Below are 21,932 nucleotides of genomic sequence, written 5' to 3'. Positions count from 1 at the left end.
CTTTAAATAATGAAATTTATTTCTCTAAATCCTATTGTATTTTTTTAAATTAATGGGCGTAAAGTATGGTAGTGATTTTGACATCAGAATTCAGATTCGGTGGCGGAGGGTTTTCATTATGCATTGCTTAAAGTCGGTTAACATATATAAATATTATGGCTTTCATCGTATCTTCTTATTGTCTTTAATTGTTAGCTTTCTTGTATTCTCTGTTATATATGTGCCATTGGTGCTTGCTTTTTCGTCTACTTTATACGATTCACATTTTATATTATTTGTATTAGGCTGGATTGCTCTGTATCCTCTTCATAAAATGGTTCATTTACTACCATTATTGCCTGTCTTTAAATTTGTGAAGATAGATGCTCACATTCAATTTGGCTTTTATTCCATTCTTTTCAATAAGAATCAAAGAACCCATTGCCAAAAATTTGTTCATTTGCTCTTTGTTTAGCCCATTTATTGTGATCAATACGGTCTTATTATTAATGTGTCTAGCGTTTCCACATTATGTGCATTATATTGCCATCTTACTAGCATACCATGTCGGCATGTGTTCTTCCGATTTCTTATATATGAAACACATACTGTCTACACCAAAGAATGCTAAAATAGAAGATACAAACAAGGGTTGTGAAATATTAGTTTCCACTACGTAATGGATCGCGCCTATTCCCGTAATGAACTGAATATAGTTTTATTAAAGAATGAGACAAAATTTCCGCTTCTATCTCTACCAATTTAAATGATTATTTGCTATTGTATTGGGTATAGGAGCTATGGGAGGGGTTTATATGGTCTCCGTTTTACTTGTATTTATTGTGATGGCAGGGTTTATACTCTACTTCATTAATACATTGACCTTTACATTATGTACCACTAGAGAAATGTCTGAGGAAAAACAAGCATCTGTATTTAGAACCATTAATATTCTAATCACCATATTGCTTGTCTCTTCTTACATTGAGATATTGTTCTCTTCATGATTAAAAGGTAAAAAGGGCATCTAGTAAGATGCCCTTTTACTTTTAATAGATTAATATACCCAAGCTGCTCCGATGATGATTAGCAAGATAAATAACACAACGATTAACGCAAATCCAGATCCATAAGATTGAGACATGTTATATCCTCCTTTCAGGAGAGGAGCACAAGTCAAATAGACTTATGCTCTCTTCTCATTGATTAGTACAACCAAGCTGCACCTACAATAATTAATAAGATGAACAATACTACGATTAACGCAAATCCTGCTCCATAAGATTGACCCATCACTTTCCACCTCCTTTTGGAGTGTTACTTTATCCTATTCAAGATTCATTCATTAGGTTTAGGCTTTTTACCTAAAAGTTTAAATTCTTAGTAAATATACGCTGCGCCCACAATGATTAACAAAATGAACAGCACAACAATTAAAGCAAAACCTGCATTATATCCTCCACTCATGAGAGTACCTCCTTTTTGTCTTTTCCTTTACATACTATGAAAAAAGCGGGCATTCGTACGGTACGAATGCCCACTTTCTGAAAGAATTTCAAAAATATTTATGAGAATAATGAACTATGTTATAGTTAGGTTTGTAGAAATTTAGAGAATATTGAAGGATAATGGGAGTTGGTTACATGTACAAACGCACAGTTTCGCTAGGAATAGTATCACTATTATTGCTTTCAGGTTGTAATAATCAAGAAGTTATTGTAGAAGCAGAAAACACCTTGATTACAGAAGAAGATCTTTATAACCAATTACTCAATAATTACCGTCCCCAGGTGGAACAAGCTCTCCGTGATCTTACATTACTTCACATATTGGAACAAAATTATGATGTTTCTTCAGAAGAGTTACAGTTGGAATTAGAAAATGCAAAAGAAGCATTAGGTTCTCAATATGAAGAGTATCTTAATGAATATCAAATAAATGAAGAACAGTTTAAAGAACAGCTTGCATTACAAGTACTTCAAAGGAAAGCTGCCATTTCAACTTTAGAGGCAACTGAAAAAGATTTGCAAGACTTTTATACTACATGGACACCAGCCATAAATGTGCGCCATATACTCGTTTCTGATAAGGAGACAGCTAAAAAGGTTCTAGATGAATTACAATCTGGTACTGCATTTGAAGATCTTGCAGAAACTTATTCCATCGATTCCTTAACCGCTTCTAGTGGTGGAAATTTAGGGACCATTTCCTATTTAGAGCGAGATGCTTTTTCAACAGAAATGCTCCAAGCGATGGATGAATTGCAGGTCAACGAAATCAGCCAGCCTATTGAGTCACCATACGGATTTCATATTGTGGAGATAACAGAAAAAGAAAGAAAAAAAACCACTAGATGAAATAAAAGATGAGATCACTTATACATACTTAACCTCAACGTTGACTCCAGAACAAATTCAACAAGCCGTGTTAAAAGAAATAGAGGAAGCGTCCATCTCGTATAAATCAGAGGCTTTTGAAGACTTATTTCTCCCTTATTTTGAAGCAGATAACCCTAGTCAATAATATTTGAACAAAAAGCTTGTCCTAACGAATAGGACAAGCTTTTTATTTAGACAGTTTGCTTATATTTATCTCTCTCTTCTCTTTCTTTTTCCATTCGCTCCAAATATATATTTCCTTCTTTTTCAATCCAGGCTTCTTCTAGTTCCCGTTCTTCTTTACCTGACTTCAAAGCCATTAATCCACTGAAAATAATTCCTGCTATAACAAAGTAAATCCAAATTGGCAGTACCATTCCTATTCCCCCCTTAGTACGCTTGTCTTACTAATCTATATGCAGCTTATAAATAAAAAATGACTCTAGAAGTTCTAGAGTCATTTAGATGCTGGTTTATAAAAAGAGCGATTATCTAAGGCAAATACTCTTTCAGTGAATTCACCAGGTTTGGTCCGTTCTAACGCTCGATCTAACATATTCATCTTCGCATCAATATTATCAATATAATGCAATATTTCCGCCTCTCGTAGCATTGGAGGCTTTGGTGATCCCCACTCAGCTTTCCCATGATGACTTAAAACCATATGCTGAAGCAGCATAACTTCTTCACCTTCAATTGAAAGCTCATCTGCTGTTTTGGCAATTTCACTTACCATGATAGAAATATGTCCAATTAAATTTCCTTCAATCGTATAAGCAGTCGAAATGGGTCCAGATAGCTCTGTGACTTTTCCTAGATCATGCAATATAATTCCAGCAAATAATAAGTCTTTATTAATCGAAGGATATAGTTGAATTAGTGCCTTCCCCAATTCAAGCATGGAAACCACATGATAAGCAAGTCCTGAATAAAATTCGTGATGATTTTTGGTAGCAGCAGGATATTCTAAAAACTCTTTATTATATTTCTTTAGTAAATGTCGGGTAATTCTTTGAATATTAGAGTTTTCCATCTGAAAGATGTATTCTGTTATTTTAGCTGACATTTCCTCTTGATTTAAAGGTGCAGTTTCAATAAATTCAGATGGTTTAACTCCGTCAGCTTGTGTGGCAAGTCGAATTTGCTTGATTTTCAATTGGTTTTTCCCACGATAGTTGTGAATTTCTCCTTGCACTTTCACAATAGTTTGTGGTTGATACTGTTCTTCATCCTTGTCTGATGCGTCCCATAGCTTTGCATCGATTTCGCCGCTCTTATCTTGAAAAAGAATCGTTAAAAACGGCTTTCCAGTATTGGCCATTCCTTTTGTTACTGACTTGATCATCACAAAAGTATCAACGGATTCACCAGCTTCTAGAAACGTTATTCCCTTAGACACGTTTCATCCCCCTCTATCGAATGGTTTTTATTTTTAGTATATCATAAATGTGAGTTGAGCTTATTCTTACAGATTTAGGCTCCAACATGCTCTTTATTATGCTTCTTTATCCATATTTTTGTTGCCACTAAACCAATAATCATAATGCATGCACCAAATAGATAAGGAATATGAATATTCCATTCAAATAGCGTTCCTGCAAGTATGGGTCCTGCCACATTACCTAAACTAAGAAAGGAATTATTTAATCCCATAATCATCCCTTGCTTATCACCAGCAAGCTTAGATATCAGTGAATTTAAGGAAGGGCGAAGCATGGAGTTTCCAATATAAAAGATACTAGTGGTTATGAGCACCCAAATAAAGCTAGGTGCTAGAGTCATAAGAACAAAACCAATTGCACTAATTAACAATGACATGGTTACGACTCGCTGCTCACCAAACAAAGCAGTCATTTTCCCAACACCAAAACCTTGAATGAACGTACCCACTATTCCTATTAGCAAGATGATTAGACCAACCTCTTGAGGTCCATAATTGTATCGTTCAAGTGAATAATAGCTGAAAATGGATTGAAAGTTTGCTAATCCAAAACTCATAATAAACACTAACACTAGTAAAAAGCCAACGGAGCTTTGAAGAGCATTCTTCATTAAGGTTAATTGGCCAACTTTTTCTGATTCAGGCTGTTTATTTCTCTCCTCAATAGGATAAGATTCTGGCAACATCACGATGGAAACAATTCCAGCTATTGTAGCAGCAATACCAGCAAATAAGAATGGATAAGATAAATCAAATTCCGCTAACCATCCTCCTATTCCAGGTCCAATCACAATCCCTAAACTCATTGCTGCACCTAAAATACCCATTCCTTTTCCTCTATCTTTTTCCTCTGTTACATCCGAAACATAGGTCATTGCTGTAGGCATTAGGGCTGAACCAAAAATCCCAGCTAAGATCCTTGAGACAAAAAGCATCCATAACCCTACCGCAAATGCAAAGATAAATTCTGCAACAGCAAAACCAAATAAACCTATGGTGATTAACGGCTTCCTTCCAATACGGTCTGATAATCGACCCCAAATTGGAGCAAATATAAATTGCATAAACGCAAAAACGGCTACAAGTAATCCTAGTATCTGTGCATTTGCTTGAAACATTTCTACATAAAACGGAAGAATTGGGATAACAAGCCCAATTCCAACCATAATGATAAATAAAATTAAAACTTAAAAGAACAAGAGGTGTCCTTTTTTTGTTTGCGTCCCCCATACTTTTACGTCCCTTCTACCAATAGCAATGCTTATAGTGTACCCAAGTTACGATAAAAATGGAAATGATCTTTCTTCTGATCTAGCTTTCATCCACACTACTTCTTCCTCATTAAATTTTTCCTTAAAATGAGGATGACATGTAAAAAAGATCACTTGTACATCTTTGCTTATGTCTTTAAGAAGATGGATGACTCTTTGGGAACGGTCATGATCAAAATGAACGAATCCATCATCTACAATAATTGGTAAACTTCCACTTTCTCTTAAAGAACAAATTAGAGCTAACCGAATACTCACATACACTTGCTCCTTAGCGCCCTGACTTAACTGTTGGATTGGAATGGTATCGTTCCCACTGAGAACGTACCATCTGTCTTCATCTAAACGTATCTCCCGATAGTGATTATTAGTAAGATACATCATATGAGATGAGGCTAACCCTAATATTTCTGGTAGCTCCTTTTCTTTGTACATGCTTTGTAATTGTTCTAAAGCTGCTAACACAATAGCATAAGCAGCCCAATCCTCAGATTGCTGAATAAGTTCTGTTTTTTTATTATGATATGTTTGAAGAAGTTGCTTGAAATCATAGCCTTCTTCTAATTGTTTTAATGAATAATCTAGCTTTGCTACTGTGTCACGCAAATGTTTTTGTTGTTCTTTCAATTCTTTCATTAGAGAACTACATTGTTCCATTCTCTGTTCAATTCGATTGTTTTGTAGTAGTTCTTCTTCTTCTTCTGTCAAAGTATCCATTTTATAAGCAACTAACTCTATTTCCTTTTCAAGCTGATGATAACGCTCGTGATTCATTGCTTTCCTGAAATAATCTTCATTTGTATTTACTTCAGCTTGTTGTAATAGTTTATCTCGTTCATTTTCCATACCTTCTAGTCTAAGCTGTATTTTCTCCATTTCATCCTTTAGTTCTGCTATTTGTTGTGATCTCCAGTTCATTTTGTTGTTTTTCAGTTTCATATTCATTTAGTTTTTGTTTCATATAGTCAAACGAGTTCCATGATGTATATTCAATACCCTCTGACAGAAATTGGTTTTTCCAATAGTGAATGGAAGATTGGAAATCATCTGTGAGTCTATCTATACTTTGCTCGCTTCTTCTTTTTCTGCTAATCATCTCTTTTAATTTGATTATTTTATTGACTGCATCCTGTAGTAATTCCCATTGTAAAGAGGAAGGGAGGCGTAATTCTTGTTTTAATTGAGCAAAATCGACCTCTAACCTCTGTAGCTCTTCTTGCTTTTTCTCTATTTCTTTAGAATGTGCTCTTACTCTTTCCTCCTGATGTTCAACCATATGAAGAGTATGCTTCCATTCCGAGCGCAACGTCTGTTGCTCTGTAATTAACCCTCTTGCTTCTGATCGATACAATTCCCTCTGCCCGACTCTTACTAATGCCTTCTCATTTTTTAATGATGCCTCAAACCATTTATTTTGTTTCTTAACCCCTTGGTATAGTAGAACAAAGCTTAATAGTGTCCCAAATCCTCCAAGAACTGCCGTTAGGATACCTACAAAGTTTATTAAAAGATAGAGTGGAACAGCACCGATGAATAAAAAGAAATGAACATGCTAATAGCAACCAATTTCTATAGGAAAAGGGATTCCTCATATCCGCTAGGTCCTTGTTTTTGGGAAGAATATCAAGTATATTCACAAGTTCTTGATATTCACTTTCATCCCACATTTTCTCTTCAATGCATTCTATTTCTTTTTCAAGACGAGAAAGTTCGTCTTGCTCTCTCTTTAATGCATCATCTACTGTATGGATGGAGAGTATGAACTGATGCCTTTCATTCACCCATCCATTCCAATCATTTTGTAAAGCCAAATTAGTATTCATTTTTCTACTTCATCATATGTTACATTTTGCATTCCAAGATGGTCCTGTAATGAGGTGACATCTTTCATTTCATTCTCTATTTCTATTTTTAATTGCTCGATTTTATTGTTTAGTTGTTTAAGTGGTGTTTCTTCATTAAGATATTGATGGATCAACGCTGCTTGTTTGCTAGATAAACCTATAATGGGAGAAGTCTCGAGCTCCTCTCTTTTTTTCTCAAGATGTTGAAATGAAATAGTAAGTTCTTCACATTCTATTAGTAGCTTTTCAAGTCTTGAAGCTCCACTAAAAGGAAAATTTTTACAACCTTCTAACTGATTTTGTTCATATGAGAGTTTTTTCTTTTCCATATAAAGTGGTCGTATTCTTTGTAATTCCTGCAATCTATTTAATAGATGTTGTTGATCACCATACTCTGTTTCTGAATAACGGATGGACTCTTCCAACATCTCTTTTTCTTCAAGGTGATGAATATACTTGTCATTCTTACCTTTTAAAATGGTAAGGTCTTTCTCTAGACTCCTCAACTCAAGAAGTAATTGATTAATGACTGGATTTTTACCGGATTTCTTGAACAAATTAGCTTTTTCTTTTCTACCTCTTTTTCTAAATGAAAAAAATCCTTTGTGCCAGCTAGGGATGTTGAAAAAAAGAACCGATTCAACTCAAGTCCGTCAAATGTATGTAGTTCCTGTAAGTCAAATACATTAAATGAATAAACCTTTTCATACATATCACGGTCTAGGCCATTCAATAATCTCTTTAGAACTTCTTCACCGTATTCTTTTCCTTCTTGCGAAACTACTATCGCTTCTCCTTTATTTACACCTTTCACTCTTTCTATCATACGTATGTGATAACGGTCTTCTTCAATAAAAAGCTTCCCTCCATATTTAGAAGAGAGTATTGGTGTATAATTGGGATCATTCAATTTTTCTTTTTTAAATCCAAACAGCATAGTTAGGATAAATTGTTGGATAGTCGTTTTCCCTACTTCGTTATCTCCGAAAAAAACGCGCATTTCTTCCAAATTATTTATCGTGAAATTGGATAGTTTTCCAAACCCATATATGTGAAGTCCAATAATTTTCATCGCTTATTCCTTCCCCTCTAAGATGCCAATCGCTTTATGTAAAAGCCTTTCTTGATGTAATGAAAAGTGATCCATAATATAACGATTTGCCTGGGGATGTAAAAGAAGTTCCTCTGTTGCTTGATGAACATCGTCTAATTCCCAATTCTTAAGCAGTGTTAGTAGGGGATGATATGCTTGCAGAGAACTCTCATTTTTTGCCTGGGAGTATGTAATCCCTGTCACCCATACAAAATATTCTTCTTCCTCTTCCCTGTCTTGTAAGGTTTCAACTATTTCTTCTAAAGATCGTTGTAAGGATGGTGATAAATCGCCTACTAGTTCAAATTCAATTAGATTAGACCTTTGTTCTTGTCTTCTTCTATTTTTCCATTCCTCTAATTTATTGATTAACTCAGTTAGAGTAAGACTTTCTGATACTTCCACAGAGATTTTTTCAAAAAGTATAGCATTTGTAGAATAAAAAGTCGCCTCTGTAGAAACAGAATTCATTTCAACAAGATAGCAGCCTTTTTCACCCGATTCTTTCATACTTCTTCCTTGAATATTTCCTGGATACACGATATAGGGATCTTCATGAAGGATTTGTCTTTTATGAATGTGTCCCAAAGCCCAATAGTCCATTTTTTTTCCCAGCAATTCTTCAATTGTAAAAGGAGCATATGGAATATGTTCACCTGATTTTGTTCCCTCTGAACCATGTAGCATTCCAATATGGTATCCCTCACCTTTTGCAACGGGATAGTCATTAATTTTTCTATCGAATACTTGTCGTGTCCCGTAACTGAAACCAGAAATGGTCACTCGTTCGCCACTCTTTGAAAAGAAAGATTTTCCCTCCACATCCTCCTTAAATACAGTTACATTTTCAGGCAACTCTAATGTCACCCATTTCCCACTCAAATGGTCGTGATTTCCGTGTAAAATGAAGCATGGAATACCTGCATGGTGTAATCTATTTAATTGTTTCTGAAGTCGAACCTGCGCTTTAATACTACGGTCTTCTCCGTCAAAAAGATCACCACTAATACAAATAAAATCTACCTGTTTATCTATAGCAATACTTATGATTCTTTCGAAAGATAAAAACGTACTCTGATGAATTCGGTCAAATACCTTTGATGGTATTCCCGTTAAACCAATGAAAGGACTATCTAAATGTAAATCTGCACAATGTATAAAACGAATCACTTACTTCTCCTCCTACTTAAAACCGAATGCACGTTCTCTTATTCTACCATTATAGACATGTTTGTCCTATATATAAACAGATAGAAATGAATCCATCTCAAAAAATGCCTAAAAATTTGAATCTACTAACAACTCTTCCAGATTCCCAAAGAATGTCTTTGCTTATAGCGCAATGGATAAGACGGTCAAAGAAGATGTACGCTATATTGGCACATTGCAAAATTCGTAGCATCTTTTGAAACATACCCTGCATTTTTCATACCAAAAATAAAAAGCTGAATCCACTCTTACTGTGAATTCAGCTTTTTCCATTATTATGATTTTGTTAACTTTATCGCTTTTCTTATATCTTTTAATCCTCCAGATTTTCCGTACATCAGAACACCGCCACGGTAAACTTTTGCACCAAACCATCCTAGGACCCAAATCGTTGCAATCATTATAGCAATCCCAAGCATTGCTTCCCATGCAGGAATGTTTAACATCCCAATACGTAAGAACATGACGAGTGGAGTAAAGAATGGAATATAGGATGTAACCGTTACGACAGTGGATTCAGGATTAGATAAACCAAACAAAGAAATAAAGAACGCAATAATGATTAATAACATCATAGGCAGAATGATTTGTTGAACTTCTTCTACTCTACTAACAAGCGATCCTAAAAGAGCAGCCAGCGTAGCATACAAAAAGTAACCTAAGAAGAAGAACACAACCGCATAGATAATCGTACTGAATGCGATGTTTTCAAATCCAAAGAATTCAAAGAATCCTCCAGTTAAATCACTACCTGATTGGGTTAATACCACATATCCCACTAAAAGCCAAATCGCCATTTGTGCTAGGCCTAGTAATCCTATACCAATTATTTTCGAAAACATTTGCTTTACTGGAGATACAGAAGAAATAAGAATCTCCATTACTCTTGACGATTTCTCATTCGCAACATCTGTTGCGATAATAGAAGAGTACATAATAACGGTAAAGTAGATAAAGAAAAGTAACACGTACACAAGACCTCTTGCTTCATCTAACTCTTCCGCTGTTTTGGCGCCCTCTGATAAGGCTTCTACTTCAAAAGGAACTGGAGAATTTAAAATAGCCAAGCTTTCAGCATCTAAATTCAATGCTTGTGCTGCGAGCTGCGAGCGAATGAATTGCAACGAGCTTTCAATATCGTACTGAACAAATGAACTCGTTAAGGATTCAGACATGTATTTGGCACTAGGAAGTCCCTGTTCATCTTCAGAAAGAATAAGAATTCCTTTATACTCTCCTTCTAGAACCTCATTCTCTAATACTTCCATCTCTCCGTCTGCTTCAACAAGCTCAACACCTATAATAGATTGTTCAACTTGCTCCTTCAGCAAACTATAATAACCTACCTCATCCGAAATCACGGCGATTTGGTCGATAGATTCTTCTCCATCATCAAAAACAGACGTTATATTTTCTAAGTTCGCCATCACAATAATTCCTAGTAATACAATGATAGTCGTGATAATAAACTGCTTTGATTTGGCCTTATTCATAAAGGCATAGCCAACCATGATCCAAAAATTATTCATAAGAAGCACCTACCTTTTCAATAAAAATATCATTTAGAGATGGTTCTTCTAACTCAAATTTTCTAACGAACCCCTTATCTGCAAGTTCTTTAAATAGGATAGCCGCTATTTCTTCTGAATCCACTTGTAAAATAGCACCTTGTAGATTGCTTTTATATTTTAAGACACCAGGTACTTCTTGTAGATAAGCTAAATCAAAATCGGCTTGAATCTTCACATTTTTCTTCCCAAAGGATTGTTTCACTTCTTTCAAATTACCATGTACAACTGGTTTCCCTTTATGGAGAATACAAAGACTTTCACACATCTCTTCAACATGCTCCATACGGTGACTAGAAAACACAATACTTGTGCCTGATTTCTTTATATCCACTACAGCTTCCTTTAATAGTTCTACATTCACTGGATCTAGTCCACTAAAGGGCTCATCTAGAATTAGTAATTGAGGTTTATGTATAACTGATGCAATAAATTGTTATTTTTTGTTGATTTCCTTTTGATAGCTCTTCTACTTTCTTGTCTTTATATTCAGGAACTTTAAATCTTTCTAACCAATAATCTAGTTCGTTTAAAATGGCTTTTTTCTGCATTCCTTTTAGTCTTGCTAAATAGACGATTTGCTCTTTCACCTTCATTTTAGGGTACAAACCACGTTCCTCAGGAAGATACCCAATCTCTGATGTTCGTGAATAATCGATTGACTTACCCTTCCACTCAATCTTTCCTTCCGTTGCATCAAGTAATCCTAATATCATCCTAAAAGTCGTTGTTTTCCCTGCTCCATTCCCCCCCAAGAAATCCAAACATTTCACTTTCTGGGATGGTCAGTGATAAAGAATCGACCGCAGTATAATCGCCAAACCTTTTGGTAACATTCTTTAATTGTAGTGACATGCATATCCCCTCCCTCATACTTATTCATATACGACTTTAACAGTATTTAGTTTCAAATAATAGGAATTATCACAATAAATTTCTTTTTTTCTCAGCAGGTCTATCTATATACTTTTCAAGAAGATCAAATTATGTAAGAATAGTAGTAATAGTCTGTTATTTTTATAATAGGCTCTGTTAAACACCGCTGTTGATTTTCCGCATAAAGACTTCGTTTTCCGTGGGAAGTTACATAAGCTTCACAAAAAAGCCTCCACAAACAAAGTACTTTAGCAGTTTAGAGGTGTCTTCGCCATTTTGCTTCAATTAACAGATGGAAATTAGCAAAATTAATAGTACTCGTTAACAGAGCCAACAAATAAAGGGGAATAAGCATATGCGAGAATACAAATTAACCGTCTTTGAAAAAACTGGGGAAAAAGTAGTGGAGGAGAACATTCTAGCTGAAAATGATCAGGTGGCAAAAGAAAAGGGGAAAACGTTCATAGAAGAACAGGGGTATAGCGAAAAAACGCACCGCTTTACTTCACCAGAAGGAAAACTACTATTATTTCACGTGTAGCACGCTTCTTACAGCGTGCTTTTTCTATGAACGAAAAAAGTATAGTGCTTTCATTCCTATAATTTAACAATCGGTTGGCGATTCCGCAATCTCTCTTCAATGGATTCAATTATTTGAGCATAATTGTCCGGCATGTCTTTTCCTTCAAATTTCTTATAGATTACCCCGCACAAAGTAATATCCCTCAATCGCAGGAATAAATGTAAATGTTCATACCAGCATTCATCAAGAATATGTTGAGATTCGTATCCCTCTCGTAAACAAGATAGCTGGTGTCTAGCAAATAAAGTCTTTTCTTCTTCCTCCATATTACTCCCTAAAAGAGAATAGTAGAGTACGATAGCAAGATCATGAATAAAGTACTGATACATCAAATCATCAAAATCAAAGATGGTTATGTTGCCATTTTGCACATGAAAGTTACCAAGATGCACATCACTATGAATCAAACCATACGTGTCATTTGTCTTCGGTTAATTTTTTTATTACTGTCAACGATTTCATAAGCCAAAGCTTTAAGGGTGTGATTAGGTAGATAATGAATATACATTTCTTCGTCTTTTTCCCAATCTAACCTATGTGGAGTATGGGGATAATTTTTCGTGAGCTTATGCAATTGACCTATTGTTTTTCCCCATTCTTTAAACAGTTCGTCATTCCAAAATTCTGGGTCCTCTGCTGTAACTCTAGTACCAGGAGCGTAATCAAACAAGCTTGCATAAAACACTCCGTTTTCTGTTTGATAAGGCTCTACAAATTCTTGATTAATTGAACGATGGGGTTTAGCAACGGGTGCACCGTTCTCCCCAAGATAATCTAAAAAGCTCATTTCTTGTTCAATTTCTTCTATACTTCTGTGAGAAGAATGCGTAAAGCGTAAGATTCTTATTTCTCCGTTACTCCTTCTCGCTTTAAACACAAAATTTTCAAAATCTCCTAAGGGTTTTTCTTCTGGTACCACTTGAAATCGTTTCGCCGTATCAAATAAGACTTCTGACGTAAATACTTTCTCAATGAATAATTCCATCTCAAGTCTCCTCCTTTCAATAATTTAGCATAAATTCCAACAAAGCTTAAAAGTCAGAAAATTTAATTAGTAAGAATATACGATATTATGTGTTAAATTATGGATTACCACAATAAAAAGGGGGGATCTTCCATGAAATTTCGAGATTTTCACCGTAACATTAAGATTAGAATTTTAGAGTCGTTTTTAAGCAGCTCTGTTGGTAGTATGATCTTTCCGTTTATGGCGATTTATTTGTCCTATCATTTTGGCGCAAAGCTCACTGGAATCCTTTTATTGGTGAATGTTTTTATCGGAATAGGTGTTACCTTTATTGGTGGATACTTTAGTGATCAGTATGGAAGGAAGAAGATCATTCTACTCGCTGAGATTTTGCGCTTTGTAGCTTTCTTTATCATGATGCTGAGCAATTCACCGTGGTTACAACTACCCTTATTAACCTTCTTTATGATGACATTAAATAGCGTTTGCTGGGGGTTAGCTGGACCTGCAAACCAAGCCATGTTAATAGATGTAAGCACACCCGATCAGAGAAAACTAATGTATAGCATTACATACTGGGCTAACAATGTAAGTATAGCTATAGGCGGAATACTCGGGGCCTTTTTATTTAAGGATTATTTATTTGAATTGTTTCTAGCTCTTACCACAGTTACGGGCGTTATTGTCTTCATGATCATTTTCTTTATTGAAGAGAGCTACAAACCGACTATTGTAAAGCGGAAAGCAACGGAACATGTTACTTTGCTTTTTAAAGGATATCAATCTGTATGGCAAGATCGTTTATTCGTTCTATATGTATTAGCTGGCGTTTGTATTCTTTCTATGGAGTTTCAATTAACCAACTACACTGGTATTCGATTAAGTGAAACCATGCCCACACAGAGCTTTCTTGGGCTAGAAATAGATGGCGTCAAGATGATGGGATACTTACGAAGTGAAAATACTATTTTAGTTGCCATTATTGCCTTATTTGCAGTTAAACTCACGAGCAACATGAACGATCGGTTCGTATTGGTGGCAAGCTGTTTAACCTTTACTATCGGGTACGGATTTATCTCTTATTCTAATAATATCTTACTATTAGTGATTATGATGGCTGTGTTAACCATTGGAGAAGTCACTCGTGTCCCTGTAGAACAGTCGTATATTGCGAATATACCTCCTGATGATGCGAGAAGCTCCTACATGGCATTTAACGGATTAAAATTTAATCTTGCAATGTTAATTTCCGCCATTACAGTCTTTCTCGGAGCCTATTTATCAACTCTTACCATGTCTATTCTTATTACAATGGTCGGCTTAACAGGTACATTCATTTACTTTATCATCCTCCCTTTGTTGGATAAGAGAAGCGTGATAACTACTGAGAAAAAACTTGCTTAAATCGACAATCGCACAAAAAGGTTGTGCCAAAGAATAACCAGTCGGCACAACCTTTTGTTTGTTTTAATGACCTGTAAAATTAGGCTTTCTTTTCTCAATAAAGGCCTTTACACCCTCTTGGTGATCTTCCGTTTGCCTCATTAAGAATTGACCTTCTTTTTCATGCTCTAACACTTTAATGAGAGCTGGCCTATGAGCTTCCGTAATAATTTGCTTAGTCTTAATCTTTGCCTTTAACGGACTGTGAAGGGTCTTCGTTACAAATCGCTCAAGAGATTCTTCTAGTCTTCCTTCTGCAACCACCTCATCAATTAAGCCTTTCATAAAGGCCTCTTGTCCTTCTATGACTCTTCCTTCCCAGATGAACTGCTTGGCTTTTACAGGGCCCAAGCGCTGTTCCATAAAGAAATGACCTCCACCATCTGGTATTAGGCCTATTCCAATGAAGTTCATCGCTAATTTACTATTTTCTTCGGCAATAACATAATCTGACGCTAGAGCTAACGATAACCCAAGGCCTGCTGCTGCACCATGTATAGCCGCTACCGTCACTTTTGGCATGCTATAGAGAGTGATAGCAATTTGTGAAATGCTATCCATGATAGAGCCAAACTCTTTCTCATTAGCAGAAACAAGCATTTCTTTAATATCTCCCCCAGAAGAGAATGCTCCTCCAGCCCCTTTCATCACCACTAGCTTAATTTCACGGTCTTTAGAAAGCTCTTGAAGACACCCAGCAAGTTCTTTCATTAATTGAACGTTCATGGCATTTAAAGACTTGGGACGATTTAACGTCACAACCGCTTTCGCACCAGAAACTTCTACTTTAATTGTTTCATAGCTTGTTTGGACAACCATATGTTTTCCCCCTTATTTCTCCTCTAGGATTGCTGAAACAGTGCTTGAATCTCATCCCTTAATGTTCGTTTTAGAAACTTTCCAACAGATGTTTTTGGTATTTCATTTAAAAATACTATTTCATCTGGCAGCCACCATTTCGCAAATTGAGGTGTTAAAAACTCATACAAATCCTTTTTCGACACTTTCTCATGATATCCTTCTTTTAAAACGACACATGCAACCGGTCTCTCATGCCACTGTTCATGCGGAATCGCTACAACGGCAGCTTCGAATACACCTTCATGTGCCATTATGGCATTTTCTATATCAACGGACGAAATCCATTCGCCACCTGACTTAATTAAGTCCTTCGTTCTGTCTACTACTTGAATATATCCTTCTTTATCTATCGTCACGACATCTCCGGTGTATAACCATCCGTCTTTAAAGCTTCCTAGAGTTCGTTCATCATTCTCATATTGGGAAGCAATCCAAGGTCCTCTTAATAAAAGTTCGCCCATTTCTTTTCCGTCCCATGCTACTTCTCCGTCCTTTCCTACAATCTTCATTTGTAATCCAGGCACTAAAATTCCTTGCTTCGCTTTAATTGAAATTTTTTCTTCTTGGTTTAATTCCCCTAAACTACTTTTTTCAGAAGCAATAATGGCTAAAGGACTTGTTTCCGTCATTCCATATGCATGCATAAATGGAATTCCGTGCTTTTCCTCATATGCTCTAATCATACCTTTAGGAGCCGCTGAACCTCCACACAATACTCCTCTTAAAGAAGACAAGTTATAGTCTTTTCTTTCAATTTCTTGAAGGAGCCCATTCCAAATTGTCGGAACACCAGCAGTAATGGTTACTCTATGCTCTTCAATTAGTGTTGCTAATATTTCCGGAGTGAAGTATGGACCTGGTAATACTTGAGTTGTACCAAACCAAGTGGCCGCAAACGGCAGTCCCCATGCATTGACATGGAACATCGGTACTACAGGCATAGCGACATCTTTTTCCGATAGGGCCGTCGTATCTGCTAGGCCTAGTGCATAGGAGTGCAACACAATTCCTCTATGAGAATACATCACTCCCTTTGGGTTACCTGTGGTAGCACTGGTGTAACACATAACAGCAGGTGCGTTCTCATCCAGTTCTTTAGTAAACTGGAAAGCTGGATCTCGTTGTTCAATAAATTTTTCATACGAATAGCTAGGTTTTAACTCGGTTTCGACTTCTTCTTCTGATAGGATAATAAATGCTTTAACATGTGGAATTTGATCTTTTATAGCTTCAACTAGAGGAAGTAAATCTTTATCAATTAAAAGGACTTCATCCCTTGCATGATTGACAATATAGGCGATATGCTGTGGATATAACCGGAAATTTATAGTATGCAAAACCGCACCTATACAAGGAATCGCAAAATACGCTTCAAGGTGACGGTGATGATTCCATGCAAGCGTCCCAACTTTTGTACCTTCTTCAACCCCAAGACAGGATAAGGCACTTGCTAACCTTCTTGTACGTTGAACGATTTCTTTGTAAGTAAAAGTATGTACACCACTTGAAGTGCGAGAAATTACCTTTTTCGTTGGAAAATACACCTCCGCTCTTTCAATTAAGTCTGTGAGTAATAATGGGGTATTCATCATTTTCTATCATTCCTCCTAAACACAATCTAATTAGTAAGCGTTTTCAAATAATAAAAACCTTTACACCACTAGTAATTCCATATTGAACCGTTGAATCCTTTTTATTTTTGTTTGAATTTTCAGATATTTATTTAACAATACTCTCTCTTTTCTTCCTACTTGTATTTGGCTCTATTATAAAAATGGGTCTTTTTTTTGAGGCTGCCATATACACTTTTGAGGAAGACCTTCAAAGTAAGCTTGATTATATAAAAAGTCAATTCAAGGACGAAAGTTGTGAAAGGTTTCTTACATGCATACAAATATACTTACCATTCAAAACTAATTGAAAAAGGTTATCAATTCAGTTACAATGAAAGCATTAAGTGAGAACGATTATTAGTTTCATCTTTTTACTAGAATTTTGGTAAGAAGATAAACGATAGGAGTGAGTTGTTTGAATAGAGATATTTTTGATGTAACGATTATAGGTGGTGGACCGGCAGGACTCTATTCAGCTTTTTATAGTGGTCTTCGTCAAATGAAAACAAAAATAATTGAGTTTCAACCAACCCTTGGCGGAAAAGTACATATATATCCTGAAAAAATGATTTGGGATATTGGAGGACTCCCTCCTCTGCCTGGTGCAAAATTAATAGAAAATATTGTGCAGCAAGGTCTTACCTTTAACCCAGAGGTTGTTCTCAATGAAAAGGTCATATCTATGGAAAAAGACGATGAAGGTCTATTCACCTTAAAAACAGAATCTGGAATGGATCACTACAGTAAAACAGTTATTGTAGCCATTGGCAGTGGGATTTTGAAACCGCATAAATTATCAATTGAAGGCGCTGATCGATTTGAAGTAACCAACCTTCACTATACAGTAAAATCTCTTCAGCACTTCTTAGGCAAAACAGTCATCATTTCAGGTGGTGGAAATGCGGCCGTTGACTGGGCAAATGAACTAGTACCTGTCGCTAAAAAGGTTTACTTGACTCATAGAAAATCAGCGTTAACTGGACATGAAGCAAGTGTGGAACACTTAGAAAACAGCTCAGCAGATATTTTCTTTGACACATCTATTACCAATTTACTTGCTGGTAAACATGAAAGAATCCATAAAGTAGAGTTAACCAATAACCAAACTGGCGAAGCCTTTCTTCTCTCTATAGATGAAGTGATCATTAATCATGGATTTGATCGTGATGCATCATTACTTGAAGATAGCTCTTTAACCATTGACATGCGTGACAGCTATTATATCTCCTGTAGCGTAAATAGCGAGTCTTCTATCCCAGGCTTGTATGGTGCGGGTGACATCATGAAGCACGATGGGAAACTTCACTTAATTGCCGGTGCATTTCAGGATGCTGCGAATGCCGTTAATAAAGCGAAGCAATATATTGAACCTACAGCAAATGAACAGGCAATGGTTTCATCACACAATGAAGTATTCAACGAACGCAATAAACAATTGGTTTCTCAATTACTTCAAAAAGCTTGACTCTGTTAAACAACGCTCTATAATGGGGCCTAAAGTTTAACAAAGAGAGGTTGTCCCAATCGATACTGTTTGAGACAACCTCTTATTTTTTATTATATGGATGGTTTCTGACAAAATAATTCTTCCAGAATAGACAATTTTTTGTCTGTGTACTCTATAAAGTGATCATTATATGATTTTGGGTCTTTAGGATTGGCTAAATGCGTAATCTTCCCTGTAGTTGGGTGAATAAATTTTGAGGCTGCACCGCATCCTAGTCCGATAATCGTTTGAACCTCTTCCATGATCATAATATTGTAAATACTTTCTTGACCAGGAATAGCGTACCCAACATTTTCTAAATTACCTAAAATATTTTTTGGCGGTATAAATAATATGGTTCATACCCATGCTCCATTGTCCAAGTCTCAGCTAAGCCCATCATTTGCTCTATTTCTTCTCTACCAGCAACCCTATATTTTTCTTTATTCTTTGTCATCTCAGATGCACGTTTAAAACTTAGTGTGTGAACAGTTAAGGATTCAGGTAATAACTTTTCTGTCTCATTTAATGTATGAGTGAATTCCTTCACCCCTTCCCCTGGTAATCCAATAATGAGATCCATATTAATGTTATTCATACCCATTTCTCTTGCAAGATGAAATTTTTCAATCGTTTCTTCTACAGAATGATGACGCCCAATGGCTTTTAAAGTCTCATTTGAGTACGATTGCGGATTAATCGATATTCGATCAATGTTCCATTTATTTAAAACATCTAGCTTCTCCGGTGTAATCGTGTCTGGTCTTCCTGCTTCTACTGTAATTTCTCGAATACTTTCAACATTCGGGAATGAATCCATCATTTCTTCATATAGCATGTCCATTTCCTCTGCTAAGATGGATGTTGGCGTTCCTCCACCATAATATATGGTTGTAATCTTTATTCCTTTTTCCTTTAACCAACGCCCTGTCTCTCTCATTTCATAATGAAGCCCACCTAAGAAGGAATCTACTTTACCTTGTTTCCCGCCTATTGCATAGGCGGGAAATGTACAGTAGGCACATTTTGTAGGACAAAATGGAATACCAATGTATATACTTACTTCATCTTTGAGTTCATAGAGATCTGGCACAACAGACAGCTGTCGATTGACAATGCGTTGCATCAGCTCAATTTTTTGATCTGTTAGAAGATACTTTTCCTTTAGATCCTTATGGGAGATGTCTAGTTGAGTACCTTTTTGGTTATGTTTGTGTAAAAGTTTTGTAGGCCTCATGCCAGTCAATACACCCCATGGCTGAATGATCCCTGTCGCTTCTTGTAACAGAGATAAAACTACTTGAGACACCATATACTTTTGTTGTTTTCTCCATTCCTTATCTTCAACGGAAGGGACGTCCACTTGTTTTTGAGAAGTGAATGTTTGTCCGTTAGTTGAAAATGTCCCCTCAATCATCAAAGTTCCATGTTCTTCCCTCCAATTAAATGTAAGGACAGATTGATCATCATCCTCCATGGTTGAAAAAGACACGGTTGGTTCATCAAAAAATAAAGATACTATATTTTGAAGTGGTCGATGAAAATATTCATCACTGATCCCTTTTATTAGCAATTTCATCACAATCACCTAAACTTTCTTAAAATCATCTTAAAGTTTACTGAATATCCTCCTCGCGGTCAATGAATGAAGGATTTATACAACATAAAAAACCATTCTTTGTTAATGATAGGTAATAGAGGAGTGGAAGAGCATATGGTACATAACTCAAAATTACACGAAATTCACCTACAACAAACAAAATTAAGTGAGTTAAGATGGAGTTACTGGTCTGAGGAAGTGTTTTTTAGCTTTCAGTGGTTTTTCCTAGTCATATCAACACTCGTTCTGGTCTACTTATGGATAAAGATCTTGGACCGCTCTCGTCTTCTATCCATCCTATTGTTTTCTTCACTCGTATTTATTATTGCATCTACACTTGATACGATAGGAGGAGAACTCCAATTTTGGGAGTATCCTTATATGATTCTTCCGTGGGGTCTAAGAATTCTCTCTATCGATCTTATGATTTCTATTTTTTATAGCCTATTGTTTCAATACGTCTCTAAATGGAAGCCATTTATTCTAGGTTCTATCCTTATTGCATTCATTTTTGCGTTTGTATTCGAGAACGTGGCCATATGGCTAAATATTTATGCTCCGATTGTTTGGGAACACATTTATTCTTTTCCAATTTTTATACTCATTCCTCTGATAGGAAAGAAAATAGTGGACTCTATCACATCGGCGTCTAATGAACCAATAAAAAAAACCCAAGTTACCTTGGGGTTACTGGATGATATTAATTCTTTCAAGAAATTCAATAGGCTGTTGCTTTCTAAACACTTCCATGACGACGTATGACACTCCATTTTGTTGGTGGGATCGAGTGATCCAGTTAGCGGATGCTTTTACTTCATTTGAAGCATGACCCATTGCCACACCCTGCCCAGCCCATTGCAGCATTGGAATATCATCAAGGCCAGATCCAATTACCACAATTTGTTCACGCTTAAATCCTAATTTATCAGAAAGTCTAATCAACCCATTTAATTTAGACACATGCTGCGCCACAATTTCTAATCGTTTTGGTGCTGAACGAATAACATGTATTTCATTAAACATTCCTTCTAATGCAGATTTTACATCCGCTACTTCTCTCTCTTGTTCAAATACAGCGTCAATTTTGCAAGGAGACATACGGTTTTCTGCTAAATAGTCACCAACATTTTGAACGTACTGATTTCCACTCATAAATCTAGAATCATTTTGCCACACTGTTTTTCCTAAAATGGATTCTGGAAGCTTCCCTTTTGTCATGACGGCATTTTTCTCGTCTGCTAGTCGAAGTTGAATATTGAAATTTTGAAGGAAGGTAACAATATCAAACGTCATTTCTTCCTCTAATTTTCTTATATAAGAGATATCACTTTCACGGCCTATATAAGCACCGTGCTGCGTAATTAATTCTTCTTCTATTTGTAGCGACTTTGCCACTCTTCTTGCAGCTGCATAGCTTCTACCTGTCACAAGTGTTACATGTATTCCTTTACTTTTTGCATATTGAATCGCCTCTCGTGTTTCTTTTGTAATTTTACCGCTAGGTGTTAATATAGTTTGGTCTATCGTTAAGGCCAATAATCGATATAGCATTCAAGGAAGCCCCCTCTAAAGAAGTATTTTCTCTTCTACACTATTACACTTATGACCTCGTACCAATAAATAGAACCGTTATCCTTTTAGAAATTAACGCGGAAAGAACGATTTAAAAGAAGATGACCCAAAAGGCTGTTAATAGAAGATTTTTTTGTAGTCAACTCTA

General features: G+C 36.0%; 26 protein-coding genes and 2 pseudogenes. 8 read left to right on the top strand and 20 right to left on the bottom strand.

What is annotated here, in order from left to right:
• Nucleotides 1-118 precede the first annotated feature (118 nt).
• The 3 genes from M44_RS27305 (at nucleotide 119) to M44_RS04780 (ending at nucleotide 986) form a co-directional block, all read left to right on the top strand.
• A complete protein-coding gene (locus M44_RS27305; protein ID WP_010171370.1) occupies nucleotides 119-454 on the top strand; it encodes a hypothetical protein in 336 nt (111 codons plus the stop codon).
• On the top strand, nucleotides 363-659 hold the full coding sequence (locus M44_RS25910; RefSeq protein WP_155814908.1) for a DUF3267 domain-containing protein: 297 nt from the start codon (nucleotides 363-365) through the stop codon (nucleotides 657-659). The genes M44_RS27305 and M44_RS25910 overlap by 92 nt, the downstream gene beginning before the upstream one ends.
• A 135-nt stretch (nucleotides 660-794) precedes the next feature.
• Nucleotides 795-986 (top strand): hypothetical protein, encoded by a 192-nt coding sequence (locus M44_RS04780; protein ID WP_010171366.1) that lies wholly within the window; start codon nucleotides 795-797, stop codon nucleotides 984-986.
• A 50-nt stretch (nucleotides 987-1,036) separates the two neighbouring features.
• On the opposite strand, the gene M44_RS25905 is transcribed toward M44_RS04780, so the two are convergent.
• The 3 genes from M44_RS25905 to M44_RS25895 all read right to left on the bottom strand — a co-directional run bounded on the left by M44_RS25905 (nucleotide 1,037) and on the right by M44_RS25895 (nucleotide 1,446).
• Nucleotides 1,037-1,123, bottom strand: a complete 87-nt coding sequence (locus M44_RS25905) for a YjcZ family sporulation protein (RefSeq protein ID WP_153007649.1) — start codon at nucleotides 1,121-1,123, stop codon at nucleotides 1,037-1,039.
• Nucleotides 1,124-1,185: 62 nt separating this feature from the next.
• A complete protein-coding gene (locus M44_RS25900) occupies nucleotides 1,186-1,272 on the bottom strand; it encodes a YjcZ family sporulation protein (RefSeq protein WP_059282367.1) in 87 nt (28 codons plus the stop codon).
• An 87-nt stretch (nucleotides 1,273-1,359) separates the two neighbouring features.
• Nucleotides 1,360-1,446 carry a YjcZ family sporulation protein gene (locus M44_RS25895; protein ID WP_040365336.1) on the bottom strand — a complete coding sequence of 29 codons (87 nt, stop codon included), beginning with the start codon at nucleotides 1,444-1,446 and terminating at the stop codon, nucleotides 1,360-1,362.
• Between the two features lie 176 nt (nucleotides 1,447-1,622).
• On the opposite strand from M44_RS25895, the gene M44_RS04760 reads away from it, so the two are divergent.
• Nucleotides 1,623-2,336: a peptidylprolyl isomerase gene (locus M44_RS04760; protein ID WP_029326732.1), complete on the top strand. Its 714-nt coding sequence runs from the start codon at nucleotides 1,623-1,625 to the stop codon at nucleotides 2,334-2,336.
• Between the two features lie 212 nt (nucleotides 2,337-2,548).
• Here M44_RS04760 and M44_RS04750 read toward each other — a convergent pair whose 3' ends face one another.
• The 11 genes and pseudogenes from M44_RS04750 to M44_RS20340 form a co-directional block, all read right to left on the bottom strand.
• Nucleotides 2,549-2,734 carry a sporulation YhaL family protein gene (locus tag M44_RS04750; protein WP_010171362.1) on the bottom strand — a complete coding sequence of 62 codons (186 nt, stop codon included), beginning with the start codon at nucleotides 2,732-2,734 and terminating at the stop codon, nucleotides 2,549-2,551.
• Between the two features lie 80 nt (nucleotides 2,735-2,814).
• Nucleotides 2,815-3,756 (bottom strand): 3'-5' exoribonuclease YhaM, encoded by a 942-nt coding sequence (yhaM, locus tag M44_RS04745; RefSeq protein WP_010171360.1) that lies wholly within the window; start codon nucleotides 3,754-3,756, stop codon nucleotides 2,815-2,817.
• A gap of 74 nt (nucleotides 3,757-3,830) precedes the next feature.
• A complete protein-coding gene (locus M44_RS20345; RefSeq protein ID WP_010171359.1) occupies nucleotides 3,831-4,964 on the bottom strand; it encodes an MFS transporter in 1,134 nt (377 codons plus the stop codon).
• Between the two features lie 111 nt (nucleotides 4,965-5,075).
• The gene (locus M44_RS04735) at nucleotides 5,076-5,987 is read right to left on the bottom strand and encodes an ATP-binding protein (protein ID WP_155814907.1); all 912 of its coding nucleotides are present in this window, start codon (nucleotides 5,985-5,987) and stop codon (nucleotides 5,076-5,078) included.
• The gene (locus M44_RS04730) at nucleotides 5,947-6,420 is read right to left on the bottom strand and encodes a hypothetical protein (RefSeq protein ID WP_010171356.1); all 474 of its coding nucleotides are present in this window, start codon (nucleotides 6,418-6,420) and stop codon (nucleotides 5,947-5,949) included. Before M44_RS04730 ends, M44_RS04735 begins: the two co-directional genes overlap by 41 nt.
• Before the next feature lie 70 nt (nucleotides 6,421-6,490).
• The gene (locus tag M44_RS04725; protein WP_010171354.1) at nucleotides 6,491-6,892 is read right to left on the bottom strand and encodes a hypothetical protein; all 402 of its coding nucleotides are present in this window, start codon (nucleotides 6,890-6,892) and stop codon (nucleotides 6,491-6,493) included.
• Entirely contained in the window at nucleotides 6,889-7,470 is a 582-nt protein-coding gene (locus tag M44_RS04720; RefSeq protein ID WP_010171352.1) for an AAA family ATPase, read from the bottom strand. Before M44_RS04720 ends, M44_RS04725 begins: the two co-directional genes overlap by 4 nt.
• On the bottom strand, nucleotides 7,416-7,985 hold the full coding sequence (locus M44_RS04715) for an ATP-binding protein (RefSeq protein ID WP_029326730.1): 570 nt from the start codon (nucleotides 7,983-7,985) through the stop codon (nucleotides 7,416-7,418). Before M44_RS04715 ends, M44_RS04720 begins: the two co-directional genes overlap by 55 nt.
• Nucleotides 7,986-7,988: 3 nt before the next feature.
• Nucleotides 7,989-9,176 carry a DNA repair exonuclease gene (locus tag M44_RS04710; RefSeq protein WP_010171350.1) on the bottom strand — a complete coding sequence of 396 codons (1,188 nt, stop codon included), beginning with the start codon at nucleotides 9,174-9,176 and terminating at the stop codon, nucleotides 7,989-7,991.
• A gap of 314 nt (nucleotides 9,177-9,490) precedes the next feature.
• Nucleotides 9,491-10,744 carry an ABC transporter permease gene (locus tag M44_RS04705; protein WP_010171349.1) on the bottom strand — a complete coding sequence of 418 codons (1,254 nt, stop codon included), beginning with the start codon at nucleotides 10,742-10,744 and terminating at the stop codon, nucleotides 9,491-9,493.
• A pseudogene (locus tag M44_RS20340) lies at nucleotides 10,737-11,638 on the bottom strand (ABC transporter ATP-binding protein). Before M44_RS20340 ends, M44_RS04705 begins: the two are co-directional and overlap by 8 nt.
• A 376-nt stretch (nucleotides 11,639-12,014) precedes the next feature.
• On the opposite strand from M44_RS20340, the gene M44_RS04695 reads away from it, so the two are divergent.
• On the top strand, nucleotides 12,015-12,200 hold the full coding sequence (locus M44_RS04695) for a YhzD family protein (protein WP_010171346.1): 186 nt from the start codon (nucleotides 12,015-12,017) through the stop codon (nucleotides 12,198-12,200).
• Between the two features lie 56 nt (nucleotides 12,201-12,256).
• On the opposite strand, the pseudogene M44_RS29300 reads toward M44_RS04695, so the two are convergent.
• Nucleotides 12,257-13,227: pseudogene (locus tag M44_RS29300) on the bottom strand (phosphotransferase enzyme family protein).
• 132 nt (nucleotides 13,228-13,359) lie between these two features.
• Here M44_RS29300 and M44_RS04685 point away from each other — a divergent pair.
• A complete protein-coding gene (locus M44_RS04685; RefSeq protein ID WP_010171344.1) occupies nucleotides 13,360-14,613 on the top strand; it encodes an MDR family MFS transporter in 1,254 nt (417 codons plus the stop codon).
• A 63-nt stretch (nucleotides 14,614-14,676) separates the two neighbouring features.
• Here M44_RS04685 and M44_RS04680 read toward each other — a convergent pair whose 3' ends face one another.
• Together M44_RS04680 and M44_RS04675 are read right to left on the bottom strand one after the other, a co-directional pair.
• Nucleotides 14,677-15,471: an enoyl-CoA hydratase gene (locus tag M44_RS04680; RefSeq protein ID WP_010171342.1), complete on the bottom strand. Its 795-nt coding sequence runs from the start codon at nucleotides 15,469-15,471 to the stop codon at nucleotides 14,677-14,679.
• Nucleotides 15,472-15,494: 23 nt separating this feature from the next.
• Nucleotides 15,495-17,105 (bottom strand): long-chain fatty acid--CoA ligase, encoded by a 1,611-nt coding sequence (locus tag M44_RS04675; protein WP_010171340.1) that lies wholly within the window; start codon nucleotides 17,103-17,105, stop codon nucleotides 15,495-15,497.
• A gap of 436 nt (nucleotides 17,106-17,541) precedes the next feature.
• Between M44_RS04675 and M44_RS04670 the strand changes: the two genes are divergently transcribed.
• Entirely contained in the window at nucleotides 17,542-18,591 is a 1,050-nt protein-coding gene (locus M44_RS04670) for an NAD(P)/FAD-dependent oxidoreductase (protein ID WP_010171338.1), read from the top strand.
• A gap of 92 nt (nucleotides 18,592-18,683) precedes the next feature.
• Here the strand turns inward: M44_RS04670 and M44_RS29790 are convergent, their stop codons facing one another.
• Both M44_RS29790 and M44_RS20330 read right to left on the bottom strand, forming a co-directional pair.
• A complete protein-coding gene (locus M44_RS29790) occupies nucleotides 18,684-18,881 on the bottom strand; it encodes a hypothetical protein (protein WP_420167092.1) in 198 nt (65 codons plus the stop codon).
• A gap of 56 nt (nucleotides 18,882-18,937) precedes the next feature.
• Nucleotides 18,938-20,191: a coproporphyrinogen III oxidase gene (locus tag M44_RS20330; RefSeq protein ID WP_420167091.1), complete on the bottom strand. Its 1,254-nt coding sequence runs from the start codon at nucleotides 20,189-20,191 to the stop codon at nucleotides 18,938-18,940.
• A 66-nt stretch (nucleotides 20,192-20,257) separates the two neighbouring features.
• On the opposite strand from M44_RS20330, the gene M44_RS29785 reads away from it, so the two are divergent.
• A complete protein-coding gene (locus M44_RS29785) occupies nucleotides 20,258-20,974 on the top strand; it encodes a CBO0543 family protein (protein WP_420167090.1) in 717 nt (238 codons plus the stop codon).
• Here the strand turns inward: M44_RS29785 and M44_RS04660 are convergent.
• Entirely contained in the window at nucleotides 20,900-21,763 is an 864-nt protein-coding gene (locus M44_RS04660; protein WP_010171336.1) for a Cof-type HAD-IIB family hydrolase, read from the bottom strand. The two genes, M44_RS29785 and M44_RS04660, sit on opposite strands and share 75 nt — an antisense overlap.
• Nucleotides 21,764-21,932: the final 169 nt, after the last annotated feature.

The sequence above is a fragment of the Bacillus coahuilensis m4-4 genome (assembly GCF_000171615.1).
GTDB classification, from domain to species: domain Bacteria; phylum Bacillota; class Bacilli; order Bacillales; family Bacillaceae_K; genus Bacillus_T; species Bacillus_T coahuilensis.
Note: the sequence above shows the minus strand (reverse complement) of the source record. Positions and strands in the feature narration are given on the sequence as shown.